This window comes from Ferruginibacter sp. HRS2-29 (genome assembly GCF_024343615.1).
GTDB lineage: Bacteria > Bacteroidota > Bacteroidia > Chitinophagales > Chitinophagaceae > Ferruginibacter.
Map to the genome: position 1 here is coordinate 14,721 of NZ_RJUB01000127.1, position 25,661 is coordinate 40,381.

Consider the following 25,661-nt stretch of genomic DNA (forward strand, 5'->3'; position numbering starts at 1 on the left):
TATTCACTATTCACTATTCACCATTCACCTAACCGCTAAATGAATAATTCCCGCCGGATATAGATTCTATTTACTTCTGCCACCTTATTTCACGTAATTTGTACAATGAATATACCCTTATTCGAAAAACTGCATTCAGGCGGGCAGTTATCCGATGCCTCGTTTCAAAAGATCAAAGTGGCGGATAACAACAGGCTGTTTTCGCTTTACTGGGAATTGCGCACCATCCTATATCTCGGGATCTTATTGCTGAGTGGCGGACTTGGTATATTGGTGTACAAAAACATCGATACCATCGGCCACCAGGTTATCCTGGCTTTTATTGCCGCGGTTTGCATGAGCAGTTTTGTGTATGCGCACAAAAAGAAACCCGCTTATACTAACAACAAAGCCATTTCTCCCAATTCATTTTTTGATTATATAGTATTGCTGGGATGCCTTACCATGGTCACTTTTATCGGCTACCTCCAATTCCAATACAATGTATTCGGCACGAAGTATGGACTTGCTGCTTTCATCCCGATGGTGTTGCTTTTTGCGGCAGCATATTATTTTGATCACCTGGGAGTATTGAGCATGGCCATCACTGCATTGGCCGCCTGGGCTGGATTTGCGGTTACGCCATCTACGATTTTGCAGGACAATGATTTTAACAGCGAAACTATTTTGTTGACCGGGGCTTTGTTAGGGATATTATTGGTCGTTGCCGGGCTTGTTTCTACAAAAAGAAAAATAAAAGCACACTTCGAATTTACTTACAGCAACTTTGGGGCAAACCTTTTATTTATTTGTACACTGGGCGCAATGTTCATGTACGACCAGGTTTATGCCGCATACCTGCTGGTTCTGACAGGAATCTGCTTTTTCTTTTACAAAAAAGCATTGCGTGACAGATCATTTTATTTTCTGCTGATATTGACTTTGTATTTTTATACAGGCCTTACTTATACCATCATTCGTGGGTTGTTTGAAATGAGTTCTGATATTGGCGGGGTTTATCTCGCTTGTTTTTATTTTATATTTTCCGCAATCGCATTGATCATATTCCTGGTTAAAATGAACAAAAAAATTAAGGCATCATGATCGCATACAATAAAGAATGGTTGGATAATCAGGCTGCAAACGACGATATTGATGAGGCTTATGAAATGTACCTGATCAGTGCCGAAGAAAAAAAACAGGCTTGCCCCCTGTTTCCCGTTGGATTTTACTCGCCAAATTATTTTATCAGGGTAGGCTTGTTTATCCTGACTTTTATAATTGCTGGGTTTTCTTTCGGACTGATCTGCCTGATACTTATGAGTGCCGTCGAATCCATACTTAGTGGGCTACTCATATTTTTCGGCGGCGGGGCTTATGCCATGCTGGAGTTCTTTGTTAGACAAAAAAATCACTACCGGTCAGGGGTAGACGATGCGCTGATGTGGATAGCCGGCGGGTGCATTCTTTTTGGTATTGCGATAGCCACTGATTTCAACTTCAATAGTATGGCATTTGTAGTATTGATATTAGCTCTTTATTTTGCAGTAAGGTTTGCCGACATTCTGATGGCCGGTCTGGCGGTCATCGCTTTTGCTTCGTTATTTTTTCATAATTACACACAGTTCGGAAATCTTGCGAAGGAGACCACGCCTTTTGTTATGATGATCCTTGCAGGAATGATTTATTTTGTCGCGAAGCGAAATGAAAAAAACATCATCTTCAAACATTACACTCTTTGTAATATGATGGTGAAGATTATTTCCCTTCTTTTATTTTATGCCGCCGGAAATTATTTTATCGTGAGGGAAGCAAGTAATGCCATGTTTGAACTTGATCTTCAGCCAGGACAAACCATCCTGTACGGATGGCTATTTTGGATTTTGACTTTTCTTGTACCACTTTTATATATTGGCTGGGGTGTAAAAACAAAAGATCCTGTGTTGTTAAGGATTGGCCTTTTGCTGGTAGCGGCAATCGTATTCACCGTACGATATTATCATGCGATATGGCCGGTAGAGATAGTCATGTTATTCGGTGGAATATTGCTGGTGCTGATTGCCTACCTCATTACCCGTTGGCTCTCAAAACCTAAAATGGGCTTTACTTCTGAAGAGATCAAGGGTAAATTCATCATGGATAAATTAAATCTCGAAGCACTGGTGGTAACTGAAACATTCGGGCATTCACCCAAACCGGACACAGGATTCGGTGGAGGAAGTTTTGGCGGCGGCGGCGCCAGCGGCGGGTTTTAAAGGTTACCAACGGCTACCTATACCCTTTGTTTGTTTTTTCTTTTATGAGCCTTTCTTTTTCTTTATCTGCTGCTGCAAAATCGGCGAAGGTTTTTACCTGTACCTGCCCTTTTGTGCCCGTCTTCCCATAACGGATGATGAGTTTATGCCCATCTGTGGCAACTTCCCAGAATTTGTTGCTTGCTTCATCTGTGTAAGTAAGCCTCCGGAAGTGCAGATCGTTATACAATCCCGATGAGATGCCAGCCCCTTCCTGGATAAAAAGTTTTCCTCCATCCTCCACAGTCGAAACAGGATTGTTTCCCGGCAAACTGACATTCGCCTCTTCCTGTTCTGTTTCTTCAATGATCTTTTCGGTCAGTTTTTTTACAATCTGGCTCATCACTACTTGCGGCTGTAGCAGCCAGTCTTTACTGCTGATGAAGATCATCTTCCAGCCAAAACTCTTCAGTATTTCCGGGCGCTGATAATACTGTTCTACAATATTGTCGGCGGAATAAAACTGTTCATCATCGAGCAAAATGCTTAAAGTGTAATTGTCATCCGCAGGATCCAGTTTTACCGCAAGCGAACATTTAAACCCTGATTGACCTACATTGGCTGTAACATGATACCCGTTTTTTACTAATTGCTCACTGATAGAATTTAAGGTAGCAGGCAATGGAGTTGCCGGTCTTGTGTTTTCTTTTTTCAACATCAACCCGTCCAGTACAACCCTTGCCATTTGCATGTTTCCATTGCTTACCAGTTCGGCATATTGAAGAAAGCGCTTGAAATAACTGGCTCCTTCATTGTATTCATTCGTGATATTGAAATGTTTGATGCTGCTTACCACGGCCATGTGTTTCTTTGCACGACTGAAAATAACATTCAGCCTTTTCTCACCCCCTTTTTTATTGATAGGCCCGAAGTTCATGATCATTTTCTTCTTAGCATCAAAGCCATAACATACACTTATAATGATGATATCGCGTTCGTCTCCCTGCACATTTTCGAGGTTTTTTACAAACAACCCGATGTATTGTCCCTCTTCGGTACGGTTGTAATTTTCTTCCAATTGTTGTTCAAAATGTTTGTCCTCGTTGGCCAGCCTTGTCAACGCATCTTCAATCGTATGTTGCTGCTCCTGGCTGAAAGCTACAATGCCAATGCTTTCCCTGGTATCCCGCTTCAGCATTTCACGGATCATTTCTGCAATGTAATTTGCTTCATCCAGGTTGCTGCGTTTTTCATAAATGCCTGCCGGATGAAAATGAAAACTCATGCTCCTGTCGAATATGGCATCGGTATTTTGTGCCGCATCTTGCGCAGAAAAGGATTCAATAAGCGGCTTTGGTGTATCGTGTATCTTTTTATCCGGTATGGTCAACAGGCCGCCATCGTAAAACGCGTGGTTGCTGTAACTGATCAGCGTTTCGTAGCGGCTGCGATAATGCCAGCCGAGCATCACGCTATCCAGTTTCTTAGAACCCTGTACCAGCAAGCTATCGGTGTCACTGCTCAATATTTCATCATTCTCATCATTGTTGTCCACATCATCAGGATCATCGCCTTTAGCGGTAAAGAAATTGGAAGGGGGCATCTGTTTGTCATCGCCCACAATCACTGTTTGGGGTGCACGATACAAAGCCGGAATTCCTTCTTCCAATGTGATCTGGCTGGCTTCATCAAAAATGATGATGTCAAAAAACGAAGTGTCTACCGGGAGACTATCACTTACGCTCAACGGGCTCATCAGCCAGATGGGCTTAAGGTCTTTTAACACAAGGCCGCTTTCTTTTGCGGTCAGTTCACGGATACTTTTGTAACGCATGCTTTTGGAAAATTCATTCTCCAATATTTTTCTCCCTTCGTTGTAATTCTTTTTGAACTGGCGCTGTTCAGCATCCAGCTGGCTGATGGCCATATTACTGAGTTCCACATTATCTAAAAATTTCTTTCGTTGTTTTGCCCGTATCAACGCGGCATTCAGCTTCAGTAATTTTTTATAACCGGTTCCAAGTTCAGACACCGTTTTTTCCAGGAGCGCCATGTCCGCATTAGCGAAATTCTTATTGCCTGCAAAAAATGTCTGTAAAGATTTATCTGCCATCGTAGCTTCGGCTTCCGCGGGAGACAGGGCGATCGTGGACAACATTTCTTTCAATGCCGTTGGTAATGTGGCAAACAAACGCAACGCGGGCAGCAATTCCTTCAATCCTTCAACGCTGGCAGAAATGCTTTCCAGTTCATCTGATAATTGCACCACTGTTTTTTCTGTATATGAATTGAAAAATTGTTGCAGCTTCTTTTCAAGTTCATATAAATTATTGTTGAACCGGCTGAGCTGCACTACCAATGAATTGGCGTCTTCCCGCTGAAGCAGGTAATCGATCTCCTCATCTCCTTGCTTGCTCCGCAACATTTCCACGCTCACGTATGTGAGGTCGATATTATCTGTTTTGTAAACCTGTTGCAAGCGTAGCTTTTCCGATGCGACGGAATCAGAAAGAGAAAATTCTTCCCGCAATTGTTTCAATATTTTGCTGTAGGCCGGTTTAACCTGGTGTTGATTGAAAGCGTAACATTCATCCAGCTGTCTTTTTAATTTGCGCCAGCTGGAACTGAAGAAACGAAAAAACGAATGTTCTTTTTCCACCGCTATCGCAAGAGCGGCATCGGCATCCTGTTCACTGAATTTTTGCCGCCAGTTGATGTTGGTATTTTTTGCCTGCTCTAAATTTTTCTCTAGTTGCGCCAGCGACCTTAACTCGTTATTGAACTGCCGGCCTTTTTCACTTTTACTGTCAACTAACGAAAGATTGTCCGTTTCGGCCAGGGGCTGCAGCAACACCGCATCCTGGATAAGATTTTTTACCTGCCCTATTTTTTCCGCATGGTTAGAAGCAATATTTTTTTCGGAAAGGAAAGCCGAAAGTTTTTCCAGTGAAATATGAATGTCTTTCGTGAGGGTTTCTAACAATTCATAAGGACGTTCTGCTACAAACAACTTATCATTAAGTTTGCTGAAAGGGTGATCTGCAAACGCAGGCTCAGCACCTGTTTCTTCGAGAGCGGCGCTTAATTCTTTTATGATGTGCCCGAAACGTAACCACTCCTGGTATTGCGGAATCCTTTCCCGCTCTACGGAAGACAACGGGAGAATGTTTTTTTTGATCTCTACCAGACGCCCGATAAGCGTAATGACCGGCAGACCCGCTTCCGTGGCAATATTTTTATTGGCGGAATGAAATTGTTCCAGCAAACTGATCTGCTCCTGCAAATGCTGAAGTTGTATATTCCGCTTCAGGGAGATCTCATTCAGGCTTATCGTATTCCTGATGAAATCGCTGTAAGTATCTTTCAGGTTTTTGATAAACGCCCTTTTATCCTGCCGGCTGTCGTGGATATAACAACACAACTCATCCAGTTGCTGCTGCTTCAGGCGATGATATACCACATCCAGCGCTGCTCTTTTTTCGCAGACAAAAAGCACGCTTTTGCCCCTTGCTGTAAAATCTGCCACAAGGTTGGTGATGGTCTGGCTTTTGCCCGTGCCCGGCGGTCCCTGGATGATATAACTTTCACCGGTACGGCCTTGCAGGATGGCTTTTGTTTGTGTAGGATCGGCTGCAATCACATGATACCAATCCGCAGGATCATTAAGGTTGAACACAGATTCGCTTTGCTGTTTGGGCAGCGCACTGAATAACTTTTCAAAAACTGCATGCTCCACTTTGTGGTCGATGACATAATTGTAATCGCGTACCAGGCTCATTTTTTTGTAATTGAAATTTCCCAGTACCATGTTGCATACATCGAAATCCCAGCTGTACGGGTTTTCTTCGCTACCCGTCAATTCAAACAACTGTCGTTCTTTTGTGCCCTCGGTACCCGTAAGCCGATGCGAAGAAATATCCATGTTTTCATTCACCAGGAACTCTGGCAAGGAGGAACGCGGCTCTACCCGCTGACGGAATATTTCGAGGCCTAACGGTTTGTAATGATTCGGTTGATAGCTATAATGGATGTTTCGGTAACTATCAAATTGTCCGCCCGATCTGTTCAATCGTTTTTTATAATTACTGACTGCCTGTTTCGCAACACTGTGCACCAGCCGTATCATTGGCTTGTTGATGTAATTGAGCCTGATCCCTTGCCCGGCACTTTCTATCTGCTGCCTGATGGTTTCATAGAACTGGTTCATGCTCATCTCATCCAGGTCAACAAAATCGGGCAGCCTGATCCCATACAATTCCGAAAGATAATTTGCCAGCACGGGGTTTACTTCCGCTACGTTATCCATTACCGTTACCACGTAATGATCTTCTTTCAGCTTTTTATTTTTTTTGAGTGTTACAGGAAATAACAGCAACGGGCTTTGAATGCGTTCGTTTTTATCTTCCTTCAAATTGTGCCAGTTCAAAAAAGAGGCTACCATTTTCAACTGGCTGAAACCATATTCCTGCACATCCCGCTGCGCTTCCACTCTTATCTTATCCAGGGAAGCAGATAAATACAGATGATCTTCAAAACGTAAATATTTATTCAACAGGATATCTTTCATCCCGGTTACTTTGGACGCTATCTCGTTGTTCCAGGTAAATAATGTTTCGGGGCGAATGCTCTGGTAATGTAGAACGATCGGCACACTGCTCACTGTCAGGTTTACGAAGCGCATGTTGGGTTTGTAGTACAGGAGCCTGTTGCGGCGACTGGTATCAAACAGCCTGTTGCGGAGTTTATTCAAAATGTATTGACTCTTGCCGGTCAATTCTTTGTTTACCCAACCGGGAAGATTTTCCAGTTCCGCCTGTTTGTCGGGGATATGATTGCGGTAATTGCGCAGCCTGGTGATGATATCATACAGATCGGAGATCCGTCGCTCCCTTTTCAGTTCTGTCATTTCGGTGATCAGCTTGCTGAGGGCGGGATGTACCCGATCGTTGTAGGCTGCAGGGTTTGAGCGGTAGCGTACAAATAATTTCAATTCTTCCGGATCGTACAGATCAAGCCCGAACGACATGCTGCCAAGTATCAGGCCGAGGCAAAAAATATCTGTAAGCGCATCATGGTGGCCTGCAATTATCTCGTAGCAATTGTAGCCTGCAACATAAACCGGTTGATCGATCGGCTTGCCTGTATCCGTTTGGATAGCCAGGTCTTCATGTTCCTGCTGGCCGGTATCCAGATCAACATTTAATTTTATGCTGCCCGAAATGGTAAAACTTTCTGTATCTGTCTTCTCCGAAACAGCCGAGATTTTTGCCAGGGCATTTTGCGGAGCATGAGCAAGTTTCTCCTCGATATCCAGTTGGTTGTTGGTGATAAATAATGATCCAGGCGTTTCAAATGGCGCCACCAGCCCCGCTTCATGAAAACTGAGTACTTCTTCAAATACCGGCAGTACAAAAGCGATCACGTCATCGGCAGAATAATTGCCGATGTCGAAACAGTTTTTCAAAAAATCACGGAATGCCTGGGGTTTCGTATCCATATCATTAATTCAGCTTATTCGTAAATCTGTTCGCTTTCTTTTTCATTCACTTCGTAAAATGCCGTGAGTGACCTGCTGCGGTGTTGTAGCAATTTTTTATCGCTGTGATTTAATTCCTTTTTGACAATGGCCTCAAATACATTTTTTAATGCAACATCTTCCGAAAACTGAAAAGCCCAGCCAAAAGCAGCTTCTTCAATGGAGCTGTCGGCAAGTGCAAAGTCAAGTAACAAATAACCTAAATAATCCCGGATGCTGTTGTGGGCTTTTGCTATTTTTTCTGTAAGATCCCGGGTGAGTAAACTATTTTCCGATAAGGAAAAATCAGTGAAAAAATTCTTCGCGTGGCTGACCTGCAAAATGCCTTGCATCCATTTTGGTTTGAGGAATAATTGAAGGAATTCCCTGGTAAGGTTTGCCAGTTCCTGTTGCCTGAAAATATCGAGCTGGTCGATGTCGGCGATTCCTTCGATCATTTTTACGATCTCGTCTTCTGCAGCTTCTTTCTTGTTGTGCCAGAGCTGCAGTGCTCTCGCCCGGATATAATTTTCGGGGTGCGAAACGGTAGAAGTTTTTTCATGACTGCCTTCGGCAAAAATCTCTTCCGCCTGGCGGAGATAACTTTCGGCGCTTACTTTGGCGAGGCCGGTGGTTGCCTTTACCAGCCCGCTGATGGCAGGGGCTGTTTCGCCGATGACGGAATAGGCCCCGCGGTCGCAGAAAATTTCTGTATATAATTTATACAAACGTGCTGTTTCATAATGTGCCGGTTCGCTTTGCGGATTATTGGCGATGGCGGAAATGATGCGGTCGGCGATTTCAAGGTCGCCATCCAGCATACTGTATAATTTTACGTGTGTGAGTTCGTGTGCTATCACAGCTGTCAGTTCCTTTTCGTCCAGCAACGTTGTAAGCGGACCGCTGAAAACGATGTGTGCTTCGTTATTGTGATAAACGATGCCGGCATTGAGTTCATCTGTATACCCCGTCTGGTAAACTGTGACTGATAAACCCTGCAGTCCGAGTCCGGATCTTGCTTTATCTACTGCATTATAAATGATAAGATCAATGGAGGGATCAAATTTGTAGGTATTTTTCAACAGCCCCGATTTGTATTCTGCCAGGTGGCCGTCTTTGTTATTGACGGCAGCAAAAAACTCCCAGGTTTTTGTTTGCTGCTTAAAATGATCCCGCACTTTGAGGTGGTACGGCAAAGGTTGTAAAAGCATAGAAAGATTGTGAACAGTAAATCTACCGAAAGTCTTTTACAAGATCACCTGTGGCAGGCATAAGCAGGCAGAAATTTCAGTTAATTTCTACCAGCCCGGTTTTGATGGCATACATGGCAAGGCCTACCCGGGTTTTTATATTCAGCTTTTCAAACAGTGAGTCGCGGTAGCCGTCGATAGTGCGTGGACTGAGGTACATTTTTTCCGCTATTTCCTTGTAAGTAAGTTCGGTGCAGGCGTATTTCAGGAATTCGGTTTCGCGGTCGTTGATGTTTGCATAGTTTTCGGATGACCCTTTTTCTTCCAGGCCGTTGATGGCATGTATGAGTTTACCGCTGACGAGATCGGAATAGTAAAACCCTTTTTGCAGCAGGTCGTGCAGGGCTGAGTTCAATTGCGCCGGATCGCTGTCTTTGAGTATATAACCTTTGGCGCCGCTTCGCAGCATATTGATGATGGCTTTTTCGTTATCATACATACTCAACGCGAGTATCTTGACATCGGGGTGATGCTGTTTCATCCATCGGGCGGTTTCGTAACCGTCCATTTCGGGCATGTTGATATCGAGAAGGATGATATCCGGGAGTGCGAGGGGGTCTAATTTCTGTACCAATTCGCGGCCATGATCGGCTTCAAAAAGTACGGTATGCCCAAGGTCCCGGATGAGGCCGGCGAGGCCATTGCGAAGCAATACGTGGTCATCTACTAAAGCGATTTTTGCCATGATAATTTATTAGGAGTTAGTATAAGGTAATTCTATAAAAACAGAAGTGCCGCCGGGAAACGATTGTATGGAAAAGCGTGCGCCTATGAGGGATGCCCTGTTTTTCATATTTTTCAGCCCGATGCCGGTTTCTGAAGCTTCCAGTTTGTCGGCGTCAAAGCCTTTGCCATCATCCTGTACGGCGATGCGCAAAAGCCCTTCGGTATGCTCGATCGTAACCCGCAACAACGTTGCTTTGCTGTGCTTGACGGTGTTGTGAATCGATTCCTGGACGATGCGGAACAGCACCATTTCATTTTGCGGCGGCAGCCTGAAAGGTTTTCCCTGAACGATCAATTCGGTATCGAACACTTCTGTGTTCTTTACAATTTTCAATTCATTGTCGATGGCGTCTTTCAATCCAAGATCGGCTACTTTATCGCCGTTCATGCTGCGGCTAAGGTCGCGGAGGTCGTTGATGGCTTTGCCCACCAGTTGGGTGGCGTTTTTGATCTTGAGTTCTTTTTTTTCGCCTTCGCCAAACTCCAGTGTGGCAAGGTTTAGTTTTGCCAGGCTGAGTATCTGGCCTACGTTGTCGTGTATTTCCTGGGAGATGGTGCGGAGGGTTTGTTCCTGGATCTCGATGCGGGTTTGCAAAAGCGATTGAGTGAATTGGGACTGCATGTCTTTTTGTTCCTGCATTAATTTTCTTTTTTTGAGCATAGAGAAGACGATGAAAAAAATAAACAAAGCGGCCAGGGTCAGAAAGATGGCCGTACCTGTTTTCACCTGGTTGGTCAGGCCTTCCTGGATGTCCCTGTAACTTTCATGCATAGAAATGAAATTATGATGGTGGAATATAAGATCAGGATCAGGCGGTTGTTGATGTCGCGGAATATTTGCAATGTTTTGTCAAAATCATTTTCAACAAGGTATTCAGAAAAAAGGTTGTAAGAAAATTCCCCGGCATTGAACAGCAATACCCCGGAAGTGATCCAGAACATGGGCTCCCTGAGCGGGTGTTTGTCCCCGGAAGAATTATAAAATTCGAAAAAATAAAGCACGCTGAAAAATACCATGGCGAAGGTACCGATATTTAAAAAATGAAGATTGAAGCTGGCGATGCCCGACAGGAAAAAGTTTTGAATCAATACAAATAATGAAAAACTACCGATGAATGCTAAGGCCATGAACCTGCTGAATTTATTCCGGAAATGATAATAAAACATGGTTGAATAAAACAGGTATTCTACGGGTACGGAAAAATTGTACAGCCAGGCATTCGGCTGGTGTAATATATATGCCAGGGATCTTCCGGTAAGTTCCACCAGTACGATGAAAATAAGGAATGGAATGAACCACCGGAGCACAGACGTACGCAGGCTCCGGTGGTAAAGTATAGCGGTGATCATTGCACCGATCTCAAAATACAGGTGGATGGGTAGAGGGAACATTATGGGCAGATTTTTGGGCAAAGTTCACCATGGTTGTAACCGCCGCCGCCTGAGACTTTTGTCTTGGTTTCAATGATGTCCCAGTCATCGCGGTGTTCTGCGCTGCCGCTCAGCTTAAAGGTAGGCACGAGGATGAGTGTAGTCTGCCTCAGCCGGTACTGACTTGGTTTCATATCGGCCGGTGATTTGGCATTATAAGCGCCCTGCCATACACGGATGCCGTCGAATTCGGAATTTGGTGCATCGAGAATATCGAAAAGCGATTTGAAAACACAGGCGCTGATCCATACGGAGGAAGAGAAGTAAAGCGTGGTATCTTCGGGTTTTTTGCCATATATGGTATCAAACAATTTAGCCCTCCTTTCCGTTTCCTTTTGCCTCAGGTTGAAATCCTTGTATTCATAAGGAGTTGATGACATACTAATATCAACCCAACTATTTGCATGCTTGCTGACAGGATCTTTTGCAGATGCATTAAAAGTAGTAGGCACCATGATCAATGAGGTGGAAGAGTTTTTATCTTTTACGGCATTGATAAATCGCACGCCGTCATATTTTTTAAAATCTCCAAAATGTTTCAGCAATGCTTCGAGGACAGCCTTATCGATCCAGATGTTTGTTGTGATCTTGCCATTCCCGTTAACATATTTTGCATTAAAATCGTCTTTCATCGTTGCCGCTTCCGCGGTTGGTACTGTGAGGTTGCCTACGCCGATGCAATCCTTGTCAAATTTGTAAATTTTACCGGCTTCTGCTCCGGTAGTTGCTGTGGGAGAATCGACTGTAGCTACTTTGCCTGTTTGCTTTTGCTCTTCGTTGCAGGAATACAATACGCACATTGCTAGTGTTGCCAGGGAGATAAGAATAGTTTTCATGTTGTTTGTTTTTTTTGATGATTAGGATAGCATGAAAGTCTATAATTAAAATGACGAATGCAATAGTGTCGCCACCTTTTATTTACCGTGTTTTCACCCTGCCCGATTCGGGCTAAACACGTTTGATGGTGAATGGAATGATTTTCAATTTTACAGCAATAAAAATTTACAAGTAAAACGAGCCATCATGTTGAAACTACTTTTTCCAATCATAGGCATTGTCATTTTAGCTGCATGTAATGATGCGGGAGAAAAAAAGGCGGACAATGATCACTTCGATATGGATACGGCCATACTGATCAGTAAAGCCGATTCATCGCTTATCATCAATTCAATTCCACGCGACTCTCTTATCAAAAGCTTCGACACTGTGACGATAAACGGCTCGTTATTCTTTTTGTACCAGGGCGATATCTTATTGACCCGGGAAGAACTGGCCGTCAAAATGCATGAAAAATTTTCTATAGTTACCGACAGTACTAAAAGTCCTGAAAAACACGCGATGATGGAATGGAATGATATTATCATCGGCTTTGATCCTGAAAAGAATGATACGGTCAAATGGAATAAATTCCCCATCACTTACAGGATCGACAAAAAATCATTTTCAGGTGTTCCGGGGAGATATGAAATGGTAAGGGAAAATATGCTGAAAGCTACCAACGACTGGGAGGGCCTTTGCAATACCCGCTTTCTATATATGCCCGAAGCGGATGAAGGCCCGATCTTGCCGGCCGGCGCCATCGACTTTGTGGTTACTTATGTTCCGGCCAGCAGCGGCTTCATCGCGACAGCATTTTTTCCAAACGACCCGGCCATCAAAAGGCAGCTGGTGATATATCCCAATTACTGGAATACCTCCTATGATAAAACAGGGGTTTTCAGGCATGAAATAGGGCATATACTTGGTTTTTACCACGAACACAGCTCGGGCTCCACCGATGTGCCAATGGATTGCAGGTACAAATATCCCGAAGCCAGTAGGGGAATACCCATTTCTTATTATGACAAATTATCGGTGATGCATTATTTCTGTGGAGATGCAGGCACCCGCGAAATGAAATTTTCCCGCAGCGATACTTTCGGTTCCTTAACTGTTTATCCCAAACACTAAACTATAAAATATGAAAATGAAACTCTTAGTATGTATGATCGTCTGGCTATTTGCCATTCAATACAGCAAAGCACAAACTCCCGTTTTCCGGAAAGATGCAACCCTGGTATTCGATTTTTTGAAAGGAGATCTGCATCCCGGCGATTTTTATATACTCAATAAGAAAAGGATTAGTTACAGGATCATTAATTTCAACAAACAGCTTTACAATATTTCGGTAAGCATGGATCAGCGGGCATTGTTTGCTGAACAGCCACCTATATTCGGAGTGATCACCGACCTGGATTTGTCGAAATTGAAGGATGCCGCGGCGGAGAATGCAATAGTGGAAGCCGATGGGTCAGGTATCATGACTGAAATTTCACGAAAAAATACCGGCAGTGCACAGCAGGCTATCATTGACAAATACAAGAAACTGAAAACGGAGGTTTTGCAGCTTTCCGTACATTTCGACCTGTTGAACGGAATTGCAAAAGAATTGAGTGTGCTTTATAAGAACCTCTCAGGGTATCTTATGGATGGCTGCCATACATACGATGACATAGCTGCCGCTAAAATAAAGGATACGAGAGCTTATCTTCTTCCCAAGATAGTTGGGGTAGCCGCGGATGAGCTATCGCTGAAAGGGCAATTGGAAGCAAATGCTAACAGCCTTTTTACTGATATTAATGAAACAGCGGAAAAAATAAGGATAACACATCAGCAACTGAAGTCGCAATATGCGTTATTGGAAAAAACGATCCTGGCTGAAATAGATAAGGAAAAGCAACAACTGAAAAAGACACCATCGGTTACAAGATCCAAATCGGTGGCTGACCAGGAAATTGAGTTGGCAACAGAAAAAGCGGGCCTAGACGACATCAATGAAAACATAGCTGTAGTTAAAGCGAGGGCTGAGAAGCTGGACGAAATGAACGAGAAAGGTTTTGTAAAGACACTTATCGATGTATATGGAAAGATCAACCGGACATCTTTTGAATATGTTTCTCCATCGTATAAAGCCACAGAAGATGAGATGACGATCAAAATAAACATTGAACCGAAGGAACCTTTGGCATGTAACAGCAATTACAGCATTTTTAACGGGGAATACACAGGAACTATCTATGGGTTCAAAATAAATTTCAGTTCCGGCATTTTTGCCATCATGGGTAAAAAACTGTTTGACCAGACATACCGGGTTGATCCGATAGATGGTGATCCTGATAATAATATCATTTTAAAGAATAAGAGCAGGCGCAAGATACAGCCGTCGCTGGGGGCGTTGATGCATTTTTATTGGAAACAACCTTCTTTTGTGAGTTTTGGAGGGGTTTTGGGGTTAAGTGTCAGCAATCAATCATTATTGAACTATCACGGCGGGCTTTCGCTGCTATTTGGCGAAACACAGCGTATAATAGTTTCGGGGGGCGCTACATTGAGCCAGGCAAAAGACCTCACGGAAGAATACCAGGAAAATCAAAAAGTAGCGAAATCGCTCAATCTCACTACAGTGCCCACACAAAACTATTATCGTTGGGGGTCGTTCATTTCTATAACATACAACCTGAAACCTGCTAAGTAAACAAAATTCATGATGTAAAGAGCCGCGTTAGCGGCTTTTTTTATGCCCGAAGAACCCGGTTTTTGAAACATGATTTTAAAAGTGCCAACTTTTTTTATTGAAAATCAATTGTTTGCAAACATTGCTCTGAAATTAATCCTTGTTTTCTTTGGAAAAAACACCCCCTTGCCCCTACCTTTGCACTCCAATTTAAAAAAAGTCCCGGGGATAGCCGGGCAAACTTAAAAAAAACAAAACAATGAGTAAATTACATTTCACCACTAAACATGCGAACGAGGCTACTGTGCAACGTAACTGGTACGTTGTTGACGGTACTAATCAAACCGTTGGTCGTATGTGCGCAAAAATTGCGTCTGTTCTCCGTGGTAAGAACAAAGCCTATTACACTCCTCACGTAGATTGCGGAGATTTTGTGATCGTTACGAACTGCGAAAAAGTGAAGTTCACCGGTAACAAAATGGACGACAAAGAATACCTGACCTTCAGTGGTTACCCAGGTGGTCAAAAAGGTGAAACAGCAAAAGACCTGCTGAAACGCCGTCCGGAAGTGGTGATCGAAAGAGCGATCAAAGGTATGTTGCCTAAAAATCGTTTGGGCCGCCAGATGTACAAAAAACTGTTTGTATATCAAGGTGCAGAACATCCGCACACCGCACAAAAACCAACCGAATTAACATTCACTAAACTTACGCCTGCAACTTCAGGCCCTAAAAAATAATCAATAAATGGAAAAGCAAAAAAACGCAGTTGGCCGTAGAAAAGAAGCTGTAACACGTGTTTTCCTTAGCCGTGGCGAAGGTACCATTACAGTAAACGGTAAAGACTACAAAACATACTTTCCGCTGGTATATTTACAGAACCAGGTAGAAGCTCCGTTGAAAACTGTAGAAAGCGCAGATAAATTCAACGTGGTGATCAACGCTACCGGTGGTGGTGTAAAAGGTCAGGCAGAAGCTGCAAAACTGGGTATCGCACGTGCCCTCATCGAAGTAAGCGCCGACTATCGTCCGGCTCTGAAAGCTGCAGGTTTCCTTAAACGCGACCCACGCAGCGTGGAACGTAAAAAACCAGGCCGTAAAAAAGCAAGGAAGAGCTTCCAGTTCTCTAAACGTTAACAGCCCCCTAAATCCCCCAACGGGGACTATTGGGAAGTTTATAATATTATTAAACTTTTTTAAAATCGCTTCGATAGCCCCTCCTTTGGAGGGGTTGGGGAGGCCACTTAAATTACAACAATGGAAAATAACACTTCCTTACAACAGCAGCTTCTCGAAGCAGGCGTTCACTTCGGTCACTTGAAGAAAAAGTGGAACCCAAAAATGCTTCCTTACATTTTTGCAGAAAAGAAAGGGATCCACATCATCGATCTTAACAAAACTGTAGAAGGTTTGCAGGAAGCAGCAGCAGCTATGAAAGCGATCGCCCGCAGCGGTAAAAAGATCATGTTTGTAGCTACAAAAAAACAGGCAAAAGAAATCGTACAGGAAAGCGCAAAGCGTGTTAACATGCCTTTCGTTACCGAACGTTGGTTGGGTGGTATGCTTACCAACTTCAACACCGTACGTAAAAGCGTTAAGAAAATGCAGAGCATCGATAAGATGCTTGGCGACACAGCAGCTGAAAGCCTGAACAAAAAAGAAAGGCTGACACTTGCCCGTGAAAGGGATAAAATGGAGAAAGTTTTGGGCGGTATCGCTCAGATCAGCCGCGTACCGGCAGCATTGTTCATGGTGGATATAGGACACGAACACATCGCTTTGTCTGAAGCAAAACGTTTGAGCATCACTACTTTCGGTATGGTTGATACCAACTCTGATCCAAATAAAGTTGATTATGCTATCCCTGCAAATGATGATGCTACCAAATCTATCGCGATCATCGTAAACTACATCACCGCAGCAATCGCTGAAGGGCTGGCTGAACGTCAGGCTAACAAAGACGAAGACGGTGGCGACGACAGCGAAGAAAGCGCAGAAGCTAAAGCGGCTCGTTTCGAACAGAAACAAGGCGAAGGTGACGACAGGAACAGGCGTGGTGCAGGTGCCCCAAGGGGTAACGCTCCGGCTAAACGTCGTGTACCAGGTCCGGGTGCCGGTGGCAGAAGGCCAGCAGGTGGCGGTGCTCCGGGTGGCGCACGTTAATCCCCCCTCCGCCCCTGAAGGGGGAACTATGGAGGAGATAATAGCGAAGACTTAAAGTTGGAAGCAATTAATAATGAATAATTAATAACGAATAATTCTTTCATCGGAAAATTCACTAGTTATTTGTTAGCCGTTACTATCGGGATTGCCCCAATTATTAATTATTAATTATTAATTATTCATTGACATGAGTGTTACAATAACAGCAGCAGATATCAACAAACTACGCCAGGCAACCGGCGCCGGTATGTTGGATTGCCGTAAAGCTTTGACAGAAAGCAACGGCGATTTCGAAGCAGCGATTGACTGGCTTCGTAAACAAGGACAAAAGGTAGCGGCAAAACGCAGCGACCGTGAAGCAAAAGAAGGGGTGGTTTTAGCTAAAACTACTGCAGATAATAAAGCCGGTATCGTATTCTGCATCAGCTGCGAAACTGATTTCGTAAGCAAGAATGCTGATTTCGTGGCTTTCGCTCAAAGCATCATGGATGCTGCGATCGAAAACAATGTAAAAACTGCAGAAGAACTGAACGAAGTTTCTGTTAACGGCGCTAAAGTTGCAGACCTTATCAACGATAAACTCGCTGCAATCGGCGAAAAGATCGAGATCGTTAAGTTTGAAAGGGTGGAAGCTCCATTCGTAGCAAGTTATATCCACGGTGCAAACCGTATGGGTGTACTGGTAGGATTAACCCAGGAAGCTGCTGAAGCCGGCAAAGACGTTGCAATGCAGATTGCAGCTATGAACCCGCTGGCAGTGGACGAAAGCTCTATCTCTCCTGAAACAATCGAAAGGGAAAAGAACATCGCTATCGAAATGATCAAAGCTGAAGGCAAACCTGCTGAAATGGCTGAAAAGATCGCGATGGGCAAATTGAACAAATTCTTCAAGGATAATACGCTGATGGCTCAGGCATTCGTAAAAGATGCTAACCAGTCAGTAGAAGGTTACCTGAAAAGCATCAATGCTGACCTGAAAGTTACCGAATTCAAAAGGGTAGCATTAGGTTAATCATTTGCAGATAAATTTTGAAAAGGCGAACAGCAATGTTCGCCTTTTTGTTTTTTATACAACTGTCTAAAAAATGGCCGACCCCGAAGGGGTCGAATCTATCCACGCCATGGGTTGCAACCCATGGCGAAAAACAAATTCAACCCTTTCAGGGTTGCTGCCCATTGTTTAGTCCATTGACGGGGTGCATCCGGCGAGACCCACACCGTTCCTACGGAGCGAAAAATTTCATCCTGTAAACGTTCTCAAAAAAGAAACAACCTCCCATAAAAATATTCTTCATTCTTCATTTTTAATTCTTAATTCATTTCGACCCGTCGAAATGAATATACCGTCGAGCGGGTATTGACCCACCCTCTTTCTTTCGCCACTTTTACAACACTAAACTAAAATCGTTTGTTATGAGAAAGATGGCTCTCCTTGCAACAGCACTCCTGCTGGCAATTTTCAGCTTTGCACAAAAGACTGACGCAGACTGGACGAAAAAATTTCCCGGCAATGTAAAATGGTACAAGATCTCCGATGCAGGTGTACTCGTAGTGGGCACCGGTGATGCATTGTATGGCATACAGCCCGAAAGCGGCGCTGAAATATGGAAGCTTGAAAACCTCGATGATGTCAACGAAAGCAATTACGATCCTATCGAAGGTTCGCCTTACATTGCTATTGTAAAAGGAGGACTTAGCAAGCGTCATCACACCGTGCTGGATGTCACCACCGGTAAGATCATCGCCAATTCCAAAGAACTCGGCATGTACACAGTTACCAAGAGACTGGAAATGCCCGGACTGGCATCGATGCTACTGTACGGTATAAATAAAACAGGCAAACCATCGCTTACCATGGTAAGTTATACAGACGGCACAGTGAAATGGGAACAATCAAAACTTTTTGAAAAGAACAGCGAACAGATCGTTTCACAGGCTGGTGTTGTAAGCGACGGGATACTCATCGCAACCAACCGGAATATTTATAAACTGAATCCCGCCAGCGGCGAAATCTTATGGACAGTAGATATGAAAAGCGATCTGCCGGTAGTGGCTCCGCCTAAAAAAGCGAAAGGCCCTTTTGGTGGCTTCAAGGCCGCCTTCAGTGCCGAAGGGGCAACAGAACAGGCTACAGCTACTTCAGCGGATTTTTTTCAGAAAGAAAATAAAAGCATCGTTTACTTCTGGAACCAGGATGTGCTTACAGCATTCAATGTGGCCGATGGAAAAGAAGTATGGAAGAGAGTGGAATTGTCTTCCCCTATCACACAGATATTGTTCGATACAAAAGGCATGCTGATCACTACCGCGGAAAAAAGAGAAGAAGATATTGCGAAAGCCAACAAAGGTGGTGGTGGGTTGATTGGAAAACTGAAAAGAAGTTCTGCCGGCAAAAAGAACCGTGCCGAATTACTTTGCCTGGATCCCGCAACAGGCAATGAAATATGGAGCGATGAAGTAGACCTTCAGGGGGATGTAGTGGCGTATAAAAAAACAGGCGATAAACTTATTCTGGCTACAGCCCGCGACCAGGGAACAAATTTCATCAGCATCGTAGACCTGAATGCAGGCAAATCGATCACGAAGAAAGCATTGAAAATAAATGGCGAGGCGCAGGACCTCCAGATCGTTCCGCAGGGATTGTATTACCGCACAACAGACGAGATCAACATCCTTGATCTTGAATCGGGCGACAAGACATGGAAAAAAGGATTCAAAGTGAAAAATTGCGCCGGCGAAAACGCGAACGCGAAAGAAGGATATGTTTTTGCCAATGATAAGATCTACAAGGTAGATTTTGAGAAAGGCGATCTTACTGATTGGGTGACCGATATCAAATTTGATGGTGGCGAAGACCCCACTTCTTTGCAGGTAAGGGAAAACGGGATATTACTGAGTTCTTCGCAAAACATCCGTTTATACAGCTACGATGGTAAACAGATCTGGCATAATTACCAGAAAGCGCCAGGTAGGACCATGGCTGGAAAAATATTCAGCGGTTTGGGCGGTGCAGCTTCGGCTGCGATGGGCGCAGCCAATATGGCCGCGAGCGCACAGCTGAGTTACTCCAAGGGATATTACGGAAGCACCGATCCAAGGGTGGATGCGGATATCAAGAATTATAATGCCATGGCAGGAGCCTGGAGCAATGCATCTGTAGCCAGTTTCAAGTCTATCAGCAAACGTTTCAAGGCAACCAAAGAAGCCAATAATTTCATGAGTATGATGGTTTCTGTAGGCGGCAGTAATAATGCAAGAGATGCCGGGCTGATCATTGTAGATAAGGTTTCGGGTAAAGACGGCAGGCAGATGTTGCTGGGCGATAAAAAAGACCCGGATTATCAACTGGACGAGATAGGCAAGCTGGTATTCTACAAAAGTGATAACAACGAAATTAAGGGCTTCAAATACTAGTATGGCTTTTAGGGAAGCTGTATTATGAGGATTGGGCTGCACGCAAGTGTCGGCCCGATTCTTTTTTAGGAGTTGTCAGATGTCAGATTTGAGTTGTCAGCGGGTCATAAGGGTGTAAGTCTATAATTTCAGCTCGTGCTGTTTGCTAAATTTCAAGTGTAATTCATTGACATCTGGCAACTGACATCTGACAACCCGCTTCTGCCAACTTTTTTCTTTTTATCTTTGCACTCAGATCATACATCATACATCATACATCAAAAAATCATACATCCTTTATGCTTCCTAAATACAAACGTGTTCTTTTAAAGCTTTCCGGCGAATCATTGATGGGCAGTAAAGACAGTTTCGACCCGATCGATCACCGTATCATTGCACAATATGCCCAGGAGATCAAGCAGATCATCGAAATGGGGGTACAGGTTGCCATCGTGATAGGCGGTGGTAATATTTACCGCGGAATGAACGAAGCCGAAACCGGTATCGAAAGGGCGCAGGGCGATTATATGGGAATGCTGGCCACTGTGATCAATGGTATGGCAGTGCAAAGCGGACTTGAAAAAGCCGGTATGTATACCAGGTTGCAGAGCGCTATCAAGATGGAGCAGATCGCTGAGCCATACATCCGCCGCAGGGCGATGCGCCACCTGGAAAAAGGCCGCGTGGTGATCTTCGGCGCCGGCACCGGTAACCCATATTTCACTACCGATACAGCAGGTTCATTGAGGGCAATCGAGATCAAAGCAGATGTGATCCTGAAAGGAACCAGGGTGGATGGCATTTATTCCGCAGATCCCGAAAAAGACCCCAACGCCACCAAGTACGATAAGATAACATTCGCGGAATGCATCTCCAAAAACCTGAAAGTGATGGACATGACGGCATTCACGCTTTGCATGGAAAATAACCTGCCGATCGTGGTTTTCGATATGAACAAACCCGGCAACCTGATGAGCGTGGTTACAGGCGAAAAAGTGGGTACACTGGTAAGCCAGTAGAAATAAGAAATAAGGAACAGAATAATAAGGAATAAGGAAGTTGTAACTTTATACGGGATGAAACTCGTGAAGGGCCACAACTTCCTTATTTTTTTATTTTTTATTTCTTATTTCCTATGCTTTCAGAAAGACAACTACAACAGATCCAGGCGGAAAACGAGCATTTGAAGCTACAGCTCGAGGAGGTCAACGAGATCATCGCTATCAGGGAAGAAGAACTCGCGATATTGCGGCAGAAAATGCAAAAGGCTACACAGCTGCAGAGCAAGCTGGATATGAACCTCCTCGAGTTTCAACAGATGCAGGACACCATCGGCGAAAAACAACGGGAGGTGGCCGGAAATAACCAGCGACTGGAAGAACTGGAAAACGAGTTGTTCAAATCCATAAAGATGGAAACAAATTATTACAATATACTCGATGAAAACGTAAGCCTGCAGGCCAACCTCAAAGACACCAGCTCCGAACTCGAAGAAGCCGCTTCCCTCTACAAAAAAGTACGCCAGCTTACCACCCAGCTCACCGAAACAAAAAGCAACCTTGAAATAGCCCAGATGGAAATTGAAGGGTTGAAGGCAGAGTTGAAGGACTATAAGGATGCATATCCTGATCCTGCTTCCAGGTAAGCTATAATAATTTAATGTATAAAGTTTGTATTCACGGGATATATACCTTATTTTGTCTAACTAAAATTACTTGAATATGAACTTTCAAACAATGAACAAACAAAGGAAATTTATCCTTATTGCTGCGGCCATTGGTGTGATCGCTATGTTTCTGCCATGGGTATCAATCTCTGTAATGGGCATGTCCTTCGGAAATGTAAATGGTATGCACGGTTTTGGCATCCTCGTATTTCTTTGCTTCTTAGGGTGCGCAGGTATCACGTTAGTAGGCGATCAGACGAAACCGCTCGACAAGACCATGTGGATGATTTCGCTGATAGCCTCCGGTCTGGCAGCGTTGATCATGATCATTAATTTTTTAAGGGCATTGGATGCGATCAGTTACTTCTCTGTCGGTTTTTATCTCGCCATTGCCGCGTCACTGGCAGTACTGTTTGCCACTTATCAATACCGTGCCGCAGGATTTAATGTGAAGGACGGTTTCGATAGCCTGAAAGACGATATCGAAAAGAAAACAAAAAATGACAACCCCACACCTCCTGCCGTGTGATCGTTTATAAATTATTCTATAAAGCATCCCCTAAAAGGATGCTTTTTTGTTTGACATAAATAAACCAACTTTGCTCTCAGAACATCATCTCAACTCCTAAACCATCTAAACTTTCTAAACCCCTAATCTCTAAACTCTGACCATGACTTCCATCGCAGCAATAAGAACAGATTACAAACTAAGATCCCTCCACGAATCGGATGTAGCACCGGGACCATTCGCCCAGTTTACCCGCTGGTGGAACGAAGCGATGGCAAGCGATATATCTGAGGTGAACGCGATGACGCTGGCAACAGTAGCTGCAGACGGCACACCGTCGGCAAGGATCGTGCTGCTGAAAGGGTATGATGAGGCCGGCTTTGTATTTTACACCAACTACCATAGCCGCAAAGCTGCCGATATGGAAGCCAATAACAAAGTAGTGCTGCTTTTTTTCTGGAAAGAGCTGGAGCGGCAGGTACGTATAGAAGGGGTTATTGAAAAAGTGGATGCGTCGCAAAGCGATGAATATTTCGCCTCCAGGCCGGAAGGTAGCAAGATCGGCGCCTGGGCATCACCACAGAGCTCCGTGATAGCTTCCAGGGAAGTGATAGAAGAAAATGTAACCGAACTGGAAAAAAGCTTTGCAGGAAAAGAGATCGATCGCCCGCCACACTGGGGTGGGTATGTGGTAAAACCAACGCTGATAGAATTCTGGCAGGGAAGACAGAGTAGATTACACGATAGAATACAATATATTCTAAAGGGCAATGAATGGAAGATTGAGCGTTTAGCGCCTTAGAATGGATAATTATATAATTGATAACGGATAATGTTGAACTTTACAATATTGCTATTTCATTAGCAAGTCAAGCCTGAAACATTATCCATTATTCAATTATCCATTATCAAATTAATTAAGCTTTCTTTTTTGCAGCTTCTACTTTATTAGCCGCTACTTTCTTAGCAGTCTTCGCAGGCCTTGTCTTTCCAAAAGATCCTGCAGTGATTTTTCCTTTTTTTGTTTTGATGTCGCCACGTCCCATAATATGATATTTAATTTTTTGAGTGATTATAAAAAAAGCAAGATACGAACGCATCTTGCTTTTTTAATTTTTTTTTGATGCTTAGATCTTAGCAGATAATTCTTTACCAGCTTTGAACTTAGCAACTTTTTTTGCTTTGATTTTGATAACAGCACCAGTTTGTGGATTGCGGCCGTTACGTGCAGCTCTTTTAGATACAGAGAATGTACCGAAACCTACCAAAGTAACTTTGTTGCCACTTTTTAAAGTTTTAGTAACTGCTTCTACAAAAGAATCTACAGTTGCATTCGCTTGTGTTTTTGTGATGCCTGCGTCATCAGCAATCTTTGCAATTAATTCAGCTTTGTTCATAATATTTTTTTTGAAAAATTTATAGTGGGACAAATATAGAAGGTTTTTAATTGCAACAAAATTTTTTTTGAGGAACGTAAATTTACGAAAATGGCTACAATGCAGATTCTACAAGGTTTTTGCCCGTATAGCATAGATCGTTTTCTATGTATAATTCTGCCACCGGATTGCTGAAACCCCTGTCAATACAGGGTTTTGGTGATCAATGCTTTAAAATCCTTTGCAGATGCGGCTTGCAAGGGAATATAAAAACTAATTCCATTAAAAAAAATTGTAAATTTTTTGTTTTGCACAATTAGTTCACAACCTTCATTACAGACCTGAAAGAGATGAATTGGTCGCCCCATTTGGCAAAAGATTCCTGCTTCAGTGCGGCAGCATATTGCTCCACGTACCGGTTGTACAAAGCCTTGCTTTCGGCCATCATCTGAACCGCAAAAGTAGGCCCTTCGCTGTCGTCCACTTCCAGCAGTTGCAATATTTTACCTTCCGTAAAACAGCCGGTAGCTATCAGCGCGGGGATATGCTCTTCCTGGGTCCATTTCAGCCAGGCGGCATGGATGGTATGGCTTACTTTAGTGGTGATGTTATATACGATCATGTTGTTTTATTTTTACCGATCTCCCTGAACCTTCGCAGGCTGAAAAAAAACAGCGCCAGCAATACGAGGCCGATGGCCGTCCAGAGTAACCATTTATAATTTGCAGGAGTATGTTTGGGGGCATCAGGCTTTACACTTCTCACCGTCACCAGGCTGCCGGTCTTTACAAAGGGCAATTCATTTACCCGGTTGCTGTCAGCGACCTTAAGATCGAAGGCCGGTAAGGTGGCATCACTGTTTCCAAAGATCAGCTGATAAAGCTTATTGCTTTCAAGATACGCCGTTATGAATCGCTGGTTCAGTGAAGTGCTCAATTCAGAAAACCTGAGCGGTGGATTATCCTCATTATAAACAAGTATAAAAAAAGTCTTGCTGTTCGCAACAGGCAGTTTCGTATTGAAGCAGCTGTTGTCGGCGATCGTGAATAATGCGTAAAGCCTGCCCGGATTGCCAATGGATGGGACATCATCGCCTGACAGGTATACGGCGGCTTTGCGGTTGAAATATTTTGTTCCCGAAATCTGGTAACTTATCCGGTCGAAATGATAACTCTGCGACTGCCGCACTGTTATATAGGAAATATTACCGCTATCCGTCTGTGTCATCCTCACCGGTGGATTTTGTATCACGCGGGTGTATTGCTGTATCTTATTGTCGTTGCCATCATCGGCTACTGCCGTCGCTACTTTCATGATGTCGAAGGGATCCCTGTTGTTGTTATGGATGACCACTTTGAAATACTTGTAAGAGCTTGCAGGCAAAGGGATCCTTATTTCTCTGATAGTTTGCTGTGGACCCGGGAAAGGGCTCAGCCAGGTGCTATCGTTCAGTACAAACCAATTCTTAAGGTCATCGCTGCCACTCACCGAACACGCTCTTTCAGCGGCAGTATTGCGGATGGTAAGAAGAAGGTTCAGGGTGGTCTTATCAAAATCATTGGCTGTAGCCAACACCACAGTGTGCTGCCGGTTGCTTTCCGGAATGGAAAATTTAAGGTCACGCAGGTAGGCTTCCCGTAATAATTCCTTTTCGGTATTTAATACATACGGCACCCAATGGGCATTGTACACGATCCGCACATCGCTGTAATCAGTTTTTATGCGGCCGGTAATTTCCGGCGACAAAGCGATATTGTAATAGCCCGGTTTGGACACCGTATCCAGCTGCATGTAATATTTATAACCCTCGACCTGCGCTTTACCGCTCATGGCGAGCAGGGAGCAACACAAAACATTAAACCACTTTTTCTTCATTATCGGTTGTTATTTTAGTTTAGAGATTAGGGTTTAGTTTGAATGCGTTTCCA

Annotated in this window: 23 protein-coding genes; 13 read left to right on the top strand and 10 right to left on the bottom strand. The window is 43.8% G+C overall.

The genetic code is table 11. The annotated features are described in order from the left end of the window. Positions 1-105: 105 nt before the first annotated feature. Together EGI32_RS13750 and EGI32_RS13755 are read left to right on the top strand one after the other, a co-directional pair. Positions 106-1,083 (top strand): DUF2157 domain-containing protein, encoded by a 978-nt coding sequence (locus EGI32_RS13750; protein WP_255155939.1) that lies wholly within the window; start codon positions 106-108, stop codon positions 1,081-1,083. Beyond that, positions 1,080-2,234 carry a hypothetical protein gene (locus EGI32_RS13755; RefSeq protein ID WP_255155940.1) on the top strand — a complete coding sequence of 385 codons (1,155 nt, stop codon included), beginning with the start codon at positions 1,080-1,082 and terminating at the stop codon, positions 2,232-2,234. Before EGI32_RS13750 ends, EGI32_RS13755 begins: the two co-directional genes overlap by 4 nt. 13 nt (positions 2,235-2,247) lie before the next feature. Here EGI32_RS13755 and EGI32_RS13760 read toward each other — a convergent pair whose 3' ends face one another. The 6 genes from EGI32_RS13760 to EGI32_RS13785 all read right to left on the bottom strand — a co-directional run bounded on the left by EGI32_RS13760 (position 2,248) and on the right by EGI32_RS13785 (position 11,971). Beyond that, complete coding sequence (locus EGI32_RS13760; protein ID WP_255155941.1) at positions 2,248-7,710, bottom strand: AAA domain-containing protein; 5,463 nt, start codon at positions 7,708-7,710, stop codon at positions 2,248-2,250. Between the two features lie 14 nt (positions 7,711-7,724). Further along, entirely contained in the window at positions 7,725-8,939 is a 1,215-nt protein-coding gene (locus EGI32_RS13765) for a M48 family metalloprotease (RefSeq protein WP_255155942.1), read from the bottom strand. A gap of 76 nt (positions 8,940-9,015) precedes the next feature. Next, positions 9,016-9,663: a response regulator transcription factor gene (locus EGI32_RS13770; RefSeq protein ID WP_255155943.1), complete on the bottom strand. Its 648-nt coding sequence runs from the start codon at positions 9,661-9,663 to the stop codon at positions 9,016-9,018. Positions 9,664-9,672: 9 nt separating this feature from the next. Continuing rightward, positions 9,673-10,476, bottom strand: a complete 804-nt coding sequence (locus EGI32_RS13775; protein WP_255155944.1) for a sensor histidine kinase — start codon at positions 10,474-10,476, stop codon at positions 9,673-9,675. Next, positions 10,440-11,096, bottom strand: coding sequence for a hypothetical protein (locus EGI32_RS13780; protein ID WP_255155945.1), 657 nt, complete (start codon positions 11,094-11,096; stop codon positions 10,440-10,442). The genes EGI32_RS13775 and EGI32_RS13780 overlap by 37 nt, the downstream gene beginning before the upstream one ends. Further along, positions 11,096-11,971: a hypothetical protein gene (locus EGI32_RS13785; RefSeq protein WP_255155946.1), complete on the bottom strand. Its 876-nt coding sequence runs from the start codon at positions 11,969-11,971 to the stop codon at positions 11,096-11,098. Before EGI32_RS13785 ends, EGI32_RS13780 begins: the two co-directional genes overlap by 1 nt. Positions 11,972-12,158: 187 nt before the next feature. Between EGI32_RS13785 and EGI32_RS13790 the strand changes: the two genes are divergently transcribed. The 11 genes from EGI32_RS13790 (at position 12,159) to pdxH (ending at position 23,159) form a co-directional block, all read left to right on the top strand. Continuing rightward, positions 12,159-13,085, top strand: coding sequence for a hypothetical protein (locus EGI32_RS13790; RefSeq protein ID WP_255155947.1), 927 nt, complete (start codon positions 12,159-12,161; stop codon positions 13,083-13,085). Positions 13,086-13,101: 16 nt separating this feature from the next. Then, positions 13,102-14,649, top strand: coding sequence for a hypothetical protein (locus EGI32_RS13795; RefSeq protein ID WP_255155948.1), 1,548 nt, complete (start codon positions 13,102-13,104; stop codon positions 14,647-14,649). A gap of 238 nt (positions 14,650-14,887) precedes the next feature. Beyond that, a complete protein-coding gene (rplM, locus tag EGI32_RS13800; RefSeq protein ID WP_255155949.1) occupies positions 14,888-15,367 on the top strand; it encodes a 50S ribosomal protein L13 in 480 nt (159 codons plus the stop codon). Positions 15,368-15,374: 7 nt separating this feature from the next. Then, positions 15,375-15,764 carry a 30S ribosomal protein S9 gene (gene rpsI, locus EGI32_RS13805; protein WP_255155950.1) on the top strand — a complete coding sequence of 130 codons (390 nt, stop codon included), beginning with the start codon at positions 15,375-15,377 and terminating at the stop codon, positions 15,762-15,764. A gap of 120 nt (positions 15,765-15,884) precedes the next feature. Beyond that, positions 15,885-16,790, top strand: coding sequence for a 30S ribosomal protein S2 (gene rpsB / locus EGI32_RS13810; RefSeq protein WP_255155951.1), 906 nt, complete (start codon positions 15,885-15,887; stop codon positions 16,788-16,790). A gap of 187 nt (positions 16,791-16,977) precedes the next feature. Continuing rightward, positions 16,978-17,802: a translation elongation factor Ts gene (gene tsf / locus EGI32_RS13815; RefSeq protein WP_255155952.1), complete on the top strand. Its 825-nt coding sequence runs from the start codon at positions 16,978-16,980 to the stop codon at positions 17,800-17,802. Positions 17,803-18,203: 401 nt separating this feature from the next. Continuing rightward, positions 18,204-20,204 (top strand): PQQ-binding-like beta-propeller repeat protein, encoded by a 2,001-nt coding sequence (locus EGI32_RS13820; protein ID WP_255155953.1) that lies wholly within the window; start codon positions 18,204-18,206, stop codon positions 20,202-20,204. A 278-nt stretch (positions 20,205-20,482) separates the two neighbouring features. Next, the gene (gene pyrH, locus EGI32_RS13825) at positions 20,483-21,202 is read left to right on the top strand and encodes a UMP kinase (protein ID WP_255155954.1); all 720 of its coding nucleotides are present in this window, start codon (positions 20,483-20,485) and stop codon (positions 21,200-21,202) included. A 116-nt stretch (positions 21,203-21,318) separates the two neighbouring features. Beyond that, a complete protein-coding gene (locus EGI32_RS13830) occupies positions 21,319-21,828 on the top strand; it encodes a hypothetical protein (protein WP_255155955.1) in 510 nt (169 codons plus the stop codon). 76 nt (positions 21,829-21,904) lie between these two features. Then, positions 21,905-22,378, top strand: coding sequence for a hypothetical protein (locus EGI32_RS13835; protein WP_255155956.1), 474 nt, complete (start codon positions 21,905-21,907; stop codon positions 22,376-22,378). A 142-nt stretch (positions 22,379-22,520) separates the two neighbouring features. Next, complete coding sequence (pdxH, locus tag EGI32_RS13840) at positions 22,521-23,159, top strand: pyridoxamine 5'-phosphate oxidase (protein ID WP_255155957.1); 639 nt, start codon at positions 22,521-22,523, stop codon at positions 23,157-23,159. A 115-nt stretch (positions 23,160-23,274) separates the two neighbouring features. On the opposite strand, the gene EGI32_RS13845 is transcribed toward pdxH, so the two are convergent. The 4 genes from EGI32_RS13845 to EGI32_RS13860 all read right to left on the bottom strand — a co-directional run bounded on the left by EGI32_RS13845 (position 23,275) and on the right by EGI32_RS13860 (position 25,608). Then, entirely contained in the window at positions 23,275-23,403 is a 129-nt protein-coding gene (locus EGI32_RS13845; RefSeq protein ID WP_255155958.1) for a 30S ribosomal protein THX, read from the bottom strand. Positions 23,404-23,484: 81 nt separating this feature from the next. After that, positions 23,485-23,787: an HU family DNA-binding protein gene (locus EGI32_RS13850; RefSeq protein ID WP_255155959.1), complete on the bottom strand. Its 303-nt coding sequence runs from the start codon at positions 23,785-23,787 to the stop codon at positions 23,485-23,487. 262 nt (positions 23,788-24,049) lie between these two features. Further along, complete coding sequence (locus EGI32_RS13855) at positions 24,050-24,355, bottom strand: DUF4286 family protein (RefSeq protein WP_255155960.1); 306 nt, start codon at positions 24,353-24,355, stop codon at positions 24,050-24,052. After that, positions 24,352-25,608 (bottom strand): DUF3999 family protein, encoded by a 1,257-nt coding sequence (locus EGI32_RS13860; protein ID WP_255155961.1) that lies wholly within the window; start codon positions 25,606-25,608, stop codon positions 24,352-24,354. The genes EGI32_RS13855 and EGI32_RS13860 overlap by 4 nt, the downstream gene beginning before the upstream one ends. Positions 25,609-25,661: the final 53 nt, after the last annotated feature.

Bases quoted from the DNA above. Each gene is read 5' to 3' on its own strand.
- pdxH (WP_255155957.1), top strand. From the start codon at position 22,521: ATGACTTCCATCGCAGCAATAAGAACAGATTACAAACTAAGATCCCTC.
- EGI32_RS13765 (WP_255155942.1), bottom strand. From the start codon at position 8,939: ATGCTTTTACAACCTTTGCCGTACCACCTCAAAGTGCGGGATCATTTT.
- pyrH (WP_255155954.1), top strand. From the start codon at position 20,483: ATGCTTCCTAAATACAAACGTGTTCTTTTAAAGCTTTCCGGCGAATCA.
- rpsB (WP_255155951.1), top strand. From the start codon at position 15,885: ATGGAAAATAACACTTCCTTACAACAGCAGCTTCTCGAAGCAGGCGTT.
- EGI32_RS13835 (WP_255155956.1), top strand. From the start codon at position 21,905: ATGAACTTTCAAACAATGAACAAACAAAGGAAATTTATCCTTATTGCT.
- EGI32_RS13820 (WP_255155953.1), top strand. From the start codon at position 18,204: ATGAGAAAGATGGCTCTCCTTGCAACAGCACTCCTGCTGGCAATTTTC.
- EGI32_RS13760 (WP_255155941.1), bottom strand. From the start codon at position 7,710: ATGGATACGAAACCCCAGGCATTCCGTGATTTTTTGAAAAACTGTTTC.
- EGI32_RS13785 (WP_255155946.1), bottom strand. From the start codon at position 11,971: ATGAAAACTATTCTTATCTCCCTGGCAACACTAGCAATGTGCGTATTG.
- EGI32_RS13770 (WP_255155943.1), bottom strand. From the start codon at position 9,663: ATGGCAAAAATCGCTTTAGTAGATGACCACGTATTGCTTCGCAATGGC.
- rpsI (WP_255155950.1), top strand. From the start codon at position 15,375: ATGGAAAAGCAAAAAAACGCAGTTGGCCGTAGAAAAGAAGCTGTAACA.
- EGI32_RS13750 (WP_255155939.1), top strand. From the start codon at position 106: ATGAATATACCCTTATTCGAAAAACTGCATTCAGGCGGGCAGTTATCC.
- EGI32_RS13845 (WP_255155958.1), bottom strand. From the start codon at position 23,403: ATGGGACGTGGCGACATCAAAACAAAAAAAGGAAAAATCACTGCAGGA.
- EGI32_RS13755 (WP_255155940.1), top strand. From the start codon at position 1,080: ATGATCGCATACAATAAAGAATGGTTGGATAATCAGGCTGCAAACGAC.
- EGI32_RS13860 (WP_255155961.1), bottom strand. From the start codon at position 25,608: ATGAAGAAAAAGTGGTTTAATGTTTTGTGTTGCTCCCTGCTCGCCATG.
- EGI32_RS13855 (WP_255155960.1), bottom strand. From the start codon at position 24,355: ATGATCGTATATAACATCACCACTAAAGTAAGCCATACCATCCATGCC.
- rplM (WP_255155949.1), top strand. From the start codon at position 14,888: ATGAGTAAATTACATTTCACCACTAAACATGCGAACGAGGCTACTGTG.
- EGI32_RS13830 (WP_255155955.1), top strand. From the start codon at position 21,319: ATGCTTTCAGAAAGACAACTACAACAGATCCAGGCGGAAAACGAGCAT.
- EGI32_RS13795 (WP_255155948.1), top strand. From the start codon at position 13,102: ATGAAACTCTTAGTATGTATGATCGTCTGGCTATTTGCCATTCAATAC.
- EGI32_RS13780 (WP_255155945.1), bottom strand. From the start codon at position 11,096: ATGTTCCCTCTACCCATCCACCTGTATTTTGAGATCGGTGCAATGATC.
- EGI32_RS13790 (WP_255155947.1), top strand. From the start codon at position 12,159: ATGTTGAAACTACTTTTTCCAATCATAGGCATTGTCATTTTAGCTGCA.
- EGI32_RS13775 (WP_255155944.1), bottom strand. From the start codon at position 10,476: ATGCATGAAAGTTACAGGGACATCCAGGAAGGCCTGACCAACCAGGTG.
- tsf (WP_255155952.1), top strand. From the start codon at position 16,978: ATGAGTGTTACAATAACAGCAGCAGATATCAACAAACTACGCCAGGCA.